Genomic DNA, 12,865 nt, shown 5'->3' on the forward strand with positions numbered 1-12,865 from the left:
AAAATAGGCACGTTTAGTTTCTTTTATTTAAAAAACGTCATCAACCCATTATAGATGGCGGTTGTAACCATTTCTTGATACTCATTTGAGGTGATTTTCAGTTCTTCAGCTGGATTGCTTAAATAGCCAAGTTCGAGCAGGGCTGCGTTTTGGTGATTTTCTCGTAAAACGTGATAGTCACCGAATCGATAGCCGCGGTTATTAATTTTTAGTGCTGAGCTTAGGGCATCGTCAAGAACTATGGCAAGCTGTTGTTGATATGTATGGTAGTAGTACGTCGTAATGCCATTGATTCTTGTATCTTTGGTCGCATCGTAATGGATGCTGATGTAAGCATCTGCAGCGTTCAGTTGTGAAATCCCGACCCGAGCTGGCAGAGTGATGTATGTGTCAAGACTGCGTGTTAATAGGACGTTTGCTCCTGCTTGTTCGAGCTTAGCCTGAAGCATACGAGCTGTACGTAACGTTACATCTTTTTCCATCGTACCGCCTACGCCAAGTGTTCCTGGATCGCGGCCGCCATGACCTGGGTCAAGGACGATTACTTTACCGTTGAGATTATTTTCAATGCCAGATCGTTTACTTGGCTGGGCTTGTCCATCTGTTGAAACGAGCCACCCTGCCACATAAGCTGTCTGCCTGTTAGCGAGCTGGATTTTGTACCAGTCATTTTCCATGCCGAGAACTGCGAACGTTTCACCCTTATTTGCACGAGCAAGTAAGGTCGTATTTGTATCTGGACCACTTCGTAAACTAGTCCCATCACGAAGGATGACGATCGTGGAACTAGTAGGCTTTTCTGCCACTGTGGGCTCAGTTTGAACCGATTTGGACGGCTGTTGCAAATACCGAGTCGCAACCCAGCCCGTTTTCCCAGTTTCATATTGGATTTTTGCCATGTCGTTTCGCTCTTGCAAAATAGTGAAGGAATCCCCATTATGAACGGTCGCAAGAATCTCTCCATCGGTTGTAGCCGATTTGCGGACGACTAGTTCAGACGCAGTGACAGTAACAGTAGCTTTTTCTTCACCGTCGATCGCGATGAATGATGTGTTAACCCAGCCACTTTCGCCATGAAAGGTAATTTTCCCCCACTCCCCTTGAATGTCTTCGAATGAAAGAGTCGCATCCTTTTTTAGCTTGCCAATTACTCTTCCATCTTTAGAAGCAGACGCGCGAACATTGAGATTGTTCGTTAATGCAATTCCCGTCGCTTTGACGGTTTGTACGTTGGTTTTTTTATTTTTGGCTATGCCAGTTTGGATAAAATCGGCGGATATCCATCCAGAAATCGTATTGTTTTGAAACTGGATCCAATTATTTTCTCGATCTAGGATGTTGATTTCAGTGCCTTTATTTATATAACCTGTTTCTTCAAAAGACGTGCCAGGACCTTTGCGAATCCGTACATGATCGGACGTTACGGTAGCTTTTTCAGCACTTTTTGCACGTTTTGTATCGTCAGCTACAAGATAGCCCGCGATCCATCCTGATTTGTTTTCAGCCAGTTTAATTTCCAGCCAATCATTTTCCTCGGAAACGACCTGATAGGTATTTCCTCGGTATACTTTTTCTACGATCGGGAAACTTAAAGCTGGACCTTCCCGAACATTGATCATTTCTGTATTGACAGTGATGTCTGATTTCGTTTGACCGTATACATCTTGTACTGAAAATCCTGTTGATGTGAGAAGAGCTGCTGTCAGAATCCCGGCGATATATGTTTTAGTTCTCATGTCTTCCTCCTCGTTCTTATTGAAAATAGTCTAACAACAATTTATTCTATCTTATCATAAAATTTCCTGTTTATTTATGAAGAAAACTTTGGGTTTTGGGCAAAACTAAGAAAAAAGCAGGAGGGATGAATGATGAAATTCAGTGAAAAAGGGCAATTAAGCCTAGACCCAACCAATCAACTTTCCGGAGTCGATTTCCGAGATCATTTACAAAAAGAACAAGGCTCAACAATGTTTGAACTTGCATCAGAATTTGGCCTAAACGAGCGCGATGTGCAAAAATTGAAAAAAAAGCTGGGCGGGCGCTGATCTTTCGCGCTTTTCCGCTAGAAACTGACATGCGGTATTGACAAGACTAGTTGGAGTCCTTATTATTAATGAATAGTTATATAAGTAAAATTAATAGTTTCTACATAAGAACAACCAATGATGAAGAAAAGTAATTAAGAACCACATGTAAAGAGAAGAAATGCCTTAGGCTGAAAGCATTTCTACATGATGACTTAATGAAAGAACACTTCTGAGGCTTCACTCTGAAAAATTTTTTTAGTAAGAGATGAACGTAGGCAGGCGTTAACTGCATGAAGTGGAAGCATAATGATATGTTTCAATAAGGGTGGCACCACGGGAATTACAACTCTCGTCCCTTGTAGCAGTAATGTTACAAGGGATGGGAGTTTTTTGTTGTTTTAATCAACGATTAAATAAGTAAAATTATAGATTTGATTAAAACATGCACGTGACGAAACCAATTTTGGTCCGTGTAATCCCTTAATTGATTCCATTGTTTACAGTTGAATTGCATGAAAAGTCGTATTTATGTTAAAAAGAACTGGTGTTGTGCCAAAATGTACGAAAAAGTTTAACGGATGTAAGCAATTGTAGTGTGACAAATAAAGTTACAGATTTTAAGTAACAGTGTTAAACAAGTAAAATTATAGAATAGTGAATACAAAATAAATGTTTTTTTCAATAAAGGAGGATCTCATATGAGCATTCAAATTCCAAGAGGTACGCAAGATTTGCTTCCCGGTACAACGGAGATTTGGCAATATATCGAGAAGACGGCGCGTGATTTATGCAGTCGTTATCAATATAAGGAAATCAGAACACCGATTTTTGAGCACACGGAATTGTTTTTACGTGGTGTCGGTGATACGACAGATATCGTTCAGAAGGAAATGTATACATTCAAAGACCGCGGTGAGCGGGACTTGACGTTACGACCAGAAGGAACGGCTGCTGTTGTTCGTTCGTATATCGAAAATAAAATGTTCGGATTACCGAATCAGCCGGTGAAATTGTATTATATCGGACCGATGTTCCGTTATGAGCGTCCACAGGCAGGGCGTTTCCGTCAATTCGTGCAATTTGGCATTGAAGCGTTAGGGAGTAAAGATCCGGCGATTGATGCTGAAGTATTGGCTCTTTCCATGGGGCTTTATCAAGAGCTTGGTTTGAAAAAATTGAAGCTTGTGATTAATAGTCTAGGTGACAAAGAAAGTCGTACAGCTCACCGAAATGCGTTGGTCGACCACTTTAAACCGCGGATTGGCGAGTTTTGTAGTGATTGCCAAAGTCGTTTAGAGAAAAATCCATTGCGTATTTTGGATTGTAAAAAAGACCGTGATCATGAATTGATGAAAACAGCACCGTCGATTCTCGAATATTTAAATGAAGAATCACGCTCGTATTTTGAAAAAGTACAAAAGCATTTAACGGATCTTGAGATTGAATTTGTCGTTGATCCGACACTCGTACGTGGTTTGGATTATTACAATCATACGGCGTTTGAAATTATGAGTGAAGCAGAAGGATTCGGTGCGATTACAACGCTTTGCGGCGGTGGTCGTTACAATGGCTTAGCGGAAGAAATTGGTGGTCCTGAAACGCCTGGAATCGGCTTTGCACTAAGCATTGAGCGATTAATCGCGGCACTTCAAGCGGAAAACGTTGAACTGCCGATTGAGCAAGGAATCGATTGCTACCTCGTTTCCATGGGCGATGCGGCGAAAGATTACACGGTAAAACTCGCCTATCAATTACGCAATGCCGGTTTTACAGTGGAAAAAGATTACAACGATCGGAAAGTGAAGGCGCAATTTAAATCAGCTGATCGACTAGAAGCGAAATTCGTGGCTGTACTTGGTGACGATGAGCTTGAAAAAGGAAAAATTAATGTGAAAAATATGGCGACTGGTGAACAGGTTGAATATGAACTAACTTCATTTGTTGCTGAATTTAAGAAGCTTTACGCTTAAGGAGGAAATAGAATGTTTGGGAGAAGTTATTTTTGCGGTGAAGTAACAGAAACAGCCGTTGGCGAACAAGTTACATTAAAAGGATGGGTCCAAAAACGACGTGACCTAGGTGGGTTGATTTTTATTGACCTTAGAGATCGCTCTGGGGTTGTCCAAGTTGTCTTTAATCCTGATGTATCAAAAGAAGCATTAGCGATTGCTGATAAAATTCGTACCGAATATGTGGTCGATATTCAAGGGAAAGTCGTGAGTCGCGACGAAAGCAACGTCAACAATAATATCGCAACAGGTAAGATTGAAATTTTGGCAGAAGCGATCACAATTATTAATGAAGCAAAAACAACACCTTTTGCGATTGCTGATAAAACGGAAGTGTCTGAAGACCTTCGTTTAAAGTACCGTTACTTGGATCTACGTCGTCCGGTTATGTTTGAAACATTGAAAATGCGTCACCAAACGACAAAAGCCGTTCGTGAATATTTAGATGGCGAAGGTTTCCTTGATATTGAAACACCGATTTTAACAAAAAGTACGCCAGAAGGAGCTCGTGACTATTTAGTTCCTAGCCGTGTCCATGATGGGGAATTCTATGCATTGCCACAATCTCCTCAGCTTTTCAAACAAATGCTGATGGTATCAGGCGTTGAGCGTTATTATCAAATCGCTCGCTGCTTCCGTGATGAAGACCTTCGTGCCGACAGACAGCCTGAATTTACGCAAATTGATATTGAAACAAGCTTTATGAGCCAAGAAGACATCATGAACATGGCAGAAGCAATGATGTTGAAAGTCATGAAAGATGTAAAAGGAATCGACATCACATTACCACTGCCACGTATGAAATATGACGAAGCGATGAGCCGTTACGGATCAGACAAACCAGATACTCGTTTTGCCATGGAATTACTTGATGTGTCTGAGCTTGTGAAAGAGAGCGGATTTAAAGTATTCGCCGGAGCAATTGCAAATGGTGGACAAGTAAAGGCTTTGAATGTGAAAGCTGGAGCGGCTGATTATTCACGTAAAGACATTGATGCGCTTGGTGAGTTTGCTGCTGTATACGGAGCAAAAGGATTGGCTTGGCTGAAAGTGGAAGCGGACGGTTTAAAAGGACCAATCGCTAAATTCTTCACAGAAGAAGACCAGAAGCAATTATGTTCACTTGTTGAAGCAGAAACAGGCGATCTTCTTCTTTTCGTTGCCGATAAGAAAAGCGTTGTCGCGGATGCACTTGGAGCACTGCGAATGAAGCTTGGAAAAGAAAGAGGCTTAATCGATAATAGCCAATTCAATTTCCTTTGGGTGACAGACTGGCCATTACTTGAGTATGATGAAGAAGCGGGCCGCTATTTCGCAGCGCACCATCCATTCACAATGCCTTTCCGTGAAGACCTAGAATTGCTTGAAACAGATCCAGCAAATGTACGTGCTCAAGCCTATGACCTTGTGTTAAACGGCTATGAACTAGGTGGTGGTTCATTACGTATATTCGAACGCAATGTTCAAGAAAAAATGTTCAAAGTTCTCGGCTTCAGTGAAGAGGAAGCAAATGAACAATTCGGCTTCTTAATGGAAGCATTCGAATACGGTACACCTCCACATGGTGGAATCGCGCTAGGGCTAGACCGTCTTGTGATGCTGCTTGCAGGCCGTACAAACTTACGTGACACGATTGCCTTCCCGAAAACAGCAAGCGCATCAGATATGCTTACACAAGCTCCAGGCGTAGTAAGCAAGGCGCAACTTGATGAATTGCATCTGTCAATTGTAGGGAAAAAACAAGAATAATTTCCTATAAAAAAAATCTTGTAAGCGAATATTCAGTATGTTATGATAATTCCAATAAGTAAGAGTCCTGAAGTGTACGTTCTTTAACCTATAAGTTTTGACCGAACACTTATAGTTTCGGGAGCACAGGTTTCTGCCCTACGCAAATGCCTCCATGGATGAGGACTTGTAAACGTCAGAACAGCGCACCCACCTGCTGCGAGCGGGTTCAAAACAAAGGCGTAAACGACACAATCGGGTCTCTTACTTCATATTTAATGATTAACCCTGCTCTTATGAGTAGGGTTTTTTGTATGGATTTTTTAAATATAGGGAAATTAGCTTTGGCGCGCAAATCGCGAATCACGCTCGCAAAGTGATGATTTCGGCACGAAAATACTCCGTTCCGGCACGAAAAGAAGCCAACTCGGCACGCAAATTTGGAAACAAGCACGTAAATTGCAAATCGAGTGCTCGAACTTCACCGGGGTTAGATACAAGGACTGATTATGGGTAGGTTTATAGAATAGAGTTGAGACTTATCTAGGGGACCTCATCTATTTAGAAAACATCCACTTCGATTCAATGAAAAAGTTTAATTTTTTTTCAAAAAAGCAAACTTTTCGTGACGAACTAAGGTATGTAGTTTGAAGGAATTAACAGAAGGGGAGCAATCCGATCTATGGAACTTACTGAAAAAAAGCTGATTCAAGATATAGTGGGAGGTGACAAGGCTGCCTTCAAGAAACTGTATGACATCCATTTCAACCAAGGTATGCGTACGGCGATTGCGATTACGAGGGATCGTGAGGTTGCGAAAGACGCCTTGCAAGAAACATTCATTCGTGTGTATCGCAATCTATCTTCCTATGATGAAAATCAACCATTTGAGCCTTGGTTTTATCGAATTTTAATCAATGAATGCAACCGATTATTAAAGAAGGAAGCGAAAATGAAACAGTTGGTGCAAGTGCAAAAGACAGAAGTGATTCATTCCGACTATGGGCAAAAAGAGGAATATGATGATTTATATGAGGCGATTCAATCGTTAAAAGATATGTACCGCCATCCGTTAATTTTAAAATATCTCAAAGGGTTTACGGAACGTGATATTGCCATCTGTCTAGAAATCAATATGAATACCATTAAAACCCGTTTATTAAAAGGAAGAGAAAAATTAAGAAAGCTGTTAAGCGAGAAAAGAGGCGGTCAAGATGTCTAAGAAATTGAACGAAGATCAAATTAAACAAACAATGCTGGAAAATACCGAATATGATAGTCAGGACAAAGAGGAAATATGGAATAAAATCGAATCTGAAATTAAGCAATCGGATCGGAAAAACAAAAAGCAAACTTTGAAAAAACGGTATGCCGTTCTTATTACCGTTGCTGCTGCCATATTTTTATTATTTGGAACGGAAGCAGGGACCGGTTATGCCCTAATTGATAAGGTGAAGCAGCTATTTGTGCCAGAAAAGAAAGTGCCGCTGTCCATCGAAGGAACGGAGGAAGAAACAGATGTGACACTGAAGGAATCTGCTGACTATGTGATTTATGTGGATGAAGAACATTATCGTTATGAAGAAAAAGCGGGCTACGATCTCATCGTCCCTAAAGTGGACTTACCGGAGCGATATCCTGAAGTTTCAATGGAAATCAGACAAATTACAGATAAAAAACCAGATGAAGTGCTAAAAGACGTGCAAGCCGAATTAAAAAAATCTTTCCCAGAATTAAAGAATCCAGAAAAAGTAACGACGCCAATTCAAGGGTGGATGTTGAAAGGAATTGCCGGCGTTGAATGGAATTCACCTGTAACGAAAACATTTATCGTCAGCAACGGTCAAGCGGGAAGCTTCGTCATTAAACAAACCTACTTTTTAGAGGCATCAGAAGGACACGCTGTTCGATTTGATAACATGTTAAAAGAGTTCAAACTTATACCAAAAGAATAACTCCCTTTTGATTGGATTTCAGATAAATAACAAACAAATCCGCGAAAAATAGGACGACATATCTAGACATTTTCTTTGCACATTCATATATATATAGAAAGGAACATTCCGAATATTGAATGAAATATGAAATATTAGATTGACGAAGTGTAAATAGTCGATTAAAATTATGTCAATTTGGTAAACAAAGCGTGCCAGGTAATGGATAGGGATTTGCGCAAGGTATTCTGTCGGGTATGAAGGCAGAACTTTATTACGCGGATGTTCCAATTTAAGTATAAACTTTTTTCTTGCGAAGTAGTAAAGCAGGACAAGAGGTATAAACAAAGGGATGACTTTGAGATGAAATTGATAGATTGCGTATTAGCTGACAAACAAGAGGAAATGCTTCATTTTATTGAACAATTGGTGAATATAGATAGTGGTTCACATGTAAAGGCTGGAATCGATACAATCGGTTTAATTATGAAAGGCCATTTTGAGGACGTCGGATTTGCGGTGGACACGATTTTGCAGGAAGTTCACGGAAATCATATGGTCATGCAGCATCGAGAAGCGGTTGATCCGAAAATTATTATCGTTGCTCATATGGATACCGTTTTTCCGAAAGGCACAGTGGCAAAACGTCCGTTTCGAATTGAAGGGGATCGTGCCTATGGACCGGGCGTCGTAGATATGAAGTCAAGCTTAGTCGAACTATTGTATGCGATTAAGTATATGAAAGAAGTCGGGTATGAAGGTTACAAAAATGTGCAAATCATCTTAAATAGTGATGAAGAAATCGGCTCACCGACGTCTCGCTCGCTCATCATGGAAAAAGCACAAGGGAAAGAATTCGCGTTGATTATGGAGCCGGCAAGGAAGGACGGATCTCTCGTTTCGGCAAGAAGAGGCGGTGGCCACTACACCTTGATTGTCAAAGGGAAAGCGGCACATGCAGGCATCGAGCCAGAAAAAGGGAGAAGTGCGATTGAGGAACTCGCTCATAAGGTCATTCAGCTCCATCACTTAACCGATCACCAAAAAGGCATTAGTGTCAACGTTGGCATGATTGAAGGCGGATCTGCCTATAACACCGTTTCTTCAAAAGCTGTTGCTCATATTGATATTCGGATTGCGCAGATGGATCAAGCTCAAACATTGCTTGAGAAAATGAAAGAAATTTGTTCATTCACATCTGTTCCAGGCACAAAAATCAAGTTGACCGGTGAAATTGGCCGGCCGCCGATGGAAAAAACGGAACAGACGAAAAGCCTTCTGAAAATCATCCGTAAAGTGGGAGAAGAAATCGGCATTAAGGTGTCTGACACATCAACGGGCGGAGGATCAGACGCATCATTCACAGCAGCAACCGGTGTTGCAACCGTAGATGGACTCGGTCCTGTCGGCGGCAATGCACATAGTGATGAAGAATATCTGGAAATCCCAACCTTAACTGAACGGACTTTATTATTGGCAAAAACGATTCAAAAACTATCTGAATAAATGTAAGACCCCCGAGATGTTCGGGGGTTTTCATTTTTTTGAAAGATTAAATAATGGGTTATGTTTTTCCTCTAGTCCCAAAAAGAGGCTTTGGGGTGCAAAGTATGAATTCCGGCACGCAAATTCGAAATCTGGCGCGCAAAATTAGAAAAGTGGGATTCATGCATGCATTAAAACCTCAAATATTCCTATATGTCCCAATGCGCTAACGAACTCCACACCGATAATTATCCCGACCAGCCTACTTATCTTTTATTAAAGTTTATGGTATAGTCTTTTTTGGGAATTGTATTTATTAAGATTGTAAAGATGGAGTTGAAACATATGTTACATCAGTTTTCACGTAATGAGTTGGCGCTTGGCCAAGAGGGTTTAGATCTGTTGAAAAATTCAACGGTTGCCGTGCTTGGGATTGGCGGAGTGGGTTCTTTCGCGTCTGAAGCATTGGCACGTTCAGGTGTAGGCCGTTTGATTCTTGTAGATAAGGACGATGTCGATATTACGAATGTGAATAGACAGTTACATGCACTTCTTTCAACGGTTGGTCAGCAGAAAGTCGAGCTAATGCGTGACCGGATTCAAGATATTAATCCGGATTGCGAAGTGATCGCGATGAAAATGTTCTATACCGAAGAGACGTACGAAGATTTTTTCAATCACGGCATTGATTATGTCATTGATGCTTCTGATACAATCATCTATAAAATCCATCTTATGAAAGAGTGTCTGAAACGAGATATTAAGATCATTTCGTGCATGGGCGCAGCCAATAAAATGGATCCAACGAGATTCAAAATTGTCGATATATCCAAAACACACACAGATCCACTTGCCAAAGTGGTACGTACGCGTTTACGTAAAGAAGGCATATATAAAGGAATTCCGGTTGTATTTTCTGATGAAACGCCGATTGTCACAAGAGAAGAAGTCAATAAAGTGGTCGGTAAACCAGATGCGAAAATTCGCAAAGCGAAAATGCCGCCATCTTCCAATGCGTTCTGCCCATCTGTTGCAGGATTGATTAGTGCAAGTTGGGTTGTAGGTGAAATTACGAAAGACGTGAAAGTATATCGTGTGGGTGATGTAATTGAATAATTTCGGGGGGGAAATGCTGATTTCGATCGGCATTTTTCTATGCCCACCAAAATATTTTTCGCTAATTTTTTTGCAAACGAAAATATTGTGATATAAAAGCCTTACCCTAGAACAAGCTATTTTTATAAAAAAACACCTATATTACAATAAAATTCTGCAAGTGCTCGCCATATATAGACCTACATACAAATCACTCTTCCGTATAAAACCATCTAGACGAACGAATCAGAATCAGTTACACTGTTGTCAAAATATTTATTTAATTTAAAATATTTGATTTTCGTGTAAAGGTATGATTTCCAAATGTTTTAACATTATGAAAATCAGGGGGTACATGCATGAAAACGAAAAAGCTAGCGGGAATTTTCCTGTCCCTGTCACTAGTAGCGGGTGTATTAGCCGGCTGTAATTCAGACAGTACCGGGAGCAAAGCAAGCGAAGAATTATTGATTGGAGCGAACTTAGAATTGACCGGCGGAGTTGCTTCATACGGCCAATCGATTTATGAAGGAGCCAACCTGGCGCTTAAAGAAATCAATAAAAAGGGAATTAACGGGAAACAACTGAAGTTAGTCAAATATGATAACAAATCGGAAGCACAAGAAGCGATGAATGGGGCCTTGAAACTGATCAACCAAGACAAAGTTCTTGCTATCATTGGTTCGGCAACAAGCACGAACACACTTGCTCAAGTAGCGCTGGCGAATAAAAACAAAGTTCCGATTATAACAGCAACCGGAACAAGTCCAGAAGTGACGGTGACAAATGGGAAATTGAATGATTATGTATTCCGGACATGCTTTATCGACCCATTCCAAGGAACCGTTGCTGCAAACTTTTCTACGAAAAACCTAGGTGCCAAAACGGCAGCGATTTATATTGACAACTCAAGTGATTATTCAAAAGGGCTTGCGGCTTCTTTTAAAGAATCATTCGAAAAAAATGGCGGATCCGTTGTAACCGAAGAAGCCTATTTACAAAAAGATACCGATTTCCGTGCCACTTTAACAAGGATTAAATCGAAAAAGCCTGATTTCATTTATATTCCTGGCTATTACGAAGAGGTAGGCTTGATTGTGAAACAAGCACGTGAATCAGGAATTGACGTGCCAATTATGGGCGCTGATGGCTGGGATTCTCCGAAACTATTAGAAATCGCAGGGAAGGATGCTCTAGCAAACACCTTCATCACCAACCATTATTCATCTGGCGATCCTGACGTGAAAATCCAAAGCTTTGTCGAAGCCTTCCAAAAGGAATACAAAGGCAAAAAGCCGGATGCTTTCGCTGCATTAGGATATGATACGGCCTACTTCCTGGCAGAAGCGATTAAAAACGCTGGCGAAGAAGTAACGAGCGAGAACATTCAAAAAGCTCTTGCTGAAACGAAAAATCTGCAATTAGTATCAGGCTCATTTACAATCGATGAAAATCATAACCCGATCAAATCAGCGACCATTTTACGATACGAAAAAGGTGAGCAAGTTTTCGAAACAAAAGTGAATCCTTAAAAAACATGAGGCTGTCCGATCATGAAAGGGTCAGACCCCACATCTTCTATCTATTGTTTGTAGACGTGTAAATCACACAATAAACGGTGTCTAGAGTGTGAGGTCAGACCCTTATTTTCTTCCAGTATTGAAAGGTTTGTACGCTTTCTTAAAAGGGGAGTAAACGATGGAAATCATCCAACAATTAGTAAATGGAATTTCTCTTGGCAGTATTTATGCACTGATTGCTCTCGGCTATACGATGGTTTATGGCATTGTCAAACTGATCAACTTCGCTCATGGTGATGTATTCATGGTCGGTTCGTTTGTTGGCTTTTATTCGATCACCTTCTTACACTTATCTTTCTTTCCTGCTTTAATCTTGTCGATGGTTGCCTGTGCAGTGTTCGGTGTTCTCATTGAACGGATTGCCTACAAGCCATTGCGCAATGCGACGAGAATTGCTGCGCTCATTACCGCGATTGGTGTGTCCTTGCTCATAGAAAATGGCATGATCTTTTTTAGAGGCGCCCAACTTGAAGCATATCCCAACGATATTTTACCTACGAATAAAATCGATATACTTGGTGTTACGGTTGAAAGTAAATCACTACTCATCCTCGGTGTTTCTGTTGCCCTCATGATTATTTTACAATTTGTTGTTCATAAAACCAAAATCGGCAAAGCGATGCGGGCTGTTTCCCATGATGCAGAAGCCGCAAAATTAATGGGCATTAACGTCGATAACACGATCTCAGCCACATTTGCCATCGGCTCTTCGCTAGCTGGAGCGGCGGGTGTTATTTTTGGAACGTATTATTATAAAATCGAACCGCTGATGGGCGTGATCCCTGGCTTGAAGGCATTCGTTGCGGCTGTGCTTGGCGGAATCGGCATTATTCCAGGAGCGATGGTCGGTGGATTGCTATTGGGTGTGATCGAATCATTAGTGAGTGCAGCCGGAGGATCGCTTTGGCGGGATGGCGTCGCCTTCATTGTCTTAATTCTTATCCTCATTTTCATGCCACAAGGAATTTTTGGAAAAAACAAACGAGAAAAAGTGTAAGGGAGACAAA

10 protein-coding genes, 1 other RNA gene and 1 other annotated feature are annotated in these 12,865 nt (G+C 41.0%); of the genes, 10 read left to right on the forward strand and 1 reads right to left on the reverse strand.

The genetic code is table 11. From position 1 onward, the window contains the following. Positions 1-23 precede the first annotated feature (23 nt). On the reverse strand, positions 24-1,736 hold the full coding sequence (locus ACIQZI_RS03610; RefSeq protein ID WP_403069466.1) for an N-acetylmuramoyl-L-alanine amidase family protein: 1,713 nt from the start codon (positions 1,734-1,736) through the stop codon (positions 24-26). Positions 1,737-1,865: 129 nt separating this feature from the next. Between ACIQZI_RS03610 and ACIQZI_RS03615 the strand changes: the two genes are divergently transcribed. From ACIQZI_RS03615 to ACIQZI_RS03660, 10 genes are all read left to right on the forward strand, one after another. After that, positions 1,866-2,045, forward strand: a complete 180-nt coding sequence (locus ACIQZI_RS03615) for a hypothetical protein (protein WP_403069469.1) — start codon at positions 1,866-1,868, stop codon at positions 2,043-2,045. 108 nt (positions 2,046-2,153) lie between these two features. Next, positions 2,154-2,387: a binding site (T-box leader), on the forward strand. Between the two features lie 338 nt (positions 2,388-2,725). After that, positions 2,726-3,997: a histidine--tRNA ligase gene (gene hisS / locus ACIQZI_RS03620; RefSeq protein WP_062177296.1), complete on the forward strand. Its 1,272-nt coding sequence runs from the start codon at positions 2,726-2,728 to the stop codon at positions 3,995-3,997. 12 nt (positions 3,998-4,009) lie between these two features. After that, on the forward strand, positions 4,010-5,785 hold the full coding sequence (gene aspS, locus ACIQZI_RS03625; protein WP_062177298.1) for an aspartate--tRNA ligase: 1,776 nt from the start codon (positions 4,010-4,012) through the stop codon (positions 5,783-5,785). 61 nt (positions 5,786-5,846) lie between these two features. Continuing rightward, positions 5,847-6,030, forward strand: a non-coding RNA gene (gene ssrS / locus ACIQZI_RS03630) — 6S RNA. Positions 6,031-6,446: 416 nt separating this feature from the next. Further along, complete coding sequence (locus ACIQZI_RS03635) at positions 6,447-6,986, forward strand: RNA polymerase sigma factor (RefSeq protein WP_403069473.1); 540 nt, start codon at positions 6,447-6,449, stop codon at positions 6,984-6,986. Next, positions 6,979-7,719 (forward strand): hypothetical protein, encoded by a 741-nt coding sequence (locus ACIQZI_RS03640; RefSeq protein WP_403069476.1) that lies wholly within the window; start codon positions 6,979-6,981, stop codon positions 7,717-7,719. The genes ACIQZI_RS03635 and ACIQZI_RS03640 overlap by 8 nt, the downstream gene beginning before the upstream one ends. A 342-nt stretch (positions 7,720-8,061) precedes the next feature. Beyond that, the gene (locus ACIQZI_RS03645; protein WP_062177310.1) at positions 8,062-9,204 is read left to right on the forward strand and encodes a M20 family metallopeptidase; all 1,143 of its coding nucleotides are present in this window, start codon (positions 8,062-8,064) and stop codon (positions 9,202-9,204) included. A 324-nt stretch (positions 9,205-9,528) separates the two neighbouring features. Further along, entirely contained in the window at positions 9,529-10,299 is a 771-nt protein-coding gene (locus ACIQZI_RS03650) for a tRNA threonylcarbamoyladenosine dehydratase (RefSeq protein ID WP_403069480.1), read from the forward strand. A gap of 338 nt (positions 10,300-10,637) precedes the next feature. Continuing rightward, positions 10,638-11,810 carry an ABC transporter substrate-binding protein gene (locus ACIQZI_RS03655; RefSeq protein ID WP_403069483.1) on the forward strand — a complete coding sequence of 391 codons (1,173 nt, stop codon included), beginning with the start codon at positions 10,638-10,640 and terminating at the stop codon, positions 11,808-11,810. A gap of 166 nt (positions 11,811-11,976) precedes the next feature. Continuing rightward, positions 11,977-12,855, forward strand: a complete 879-nt coding sequence (locus tag ACIQZI_RS03660) for a branched-chain amino acid ABC transporter permease (protein ID WP_062177318.1) — start codon at positions 11,977-11,979, stop codon at positions 12,853-12,855. Positions 12,856-12,865 lie beyond the last annotated feature (10 nt).

Origin of the sequence: Peribacillus sp. NPDC096379 (assembly GCF_044762875.1) — a bacterium.
GTDB lineage: Bacteria > Bacillota > Bacilli > Bacillales > DSM-1321 > Peribacillus.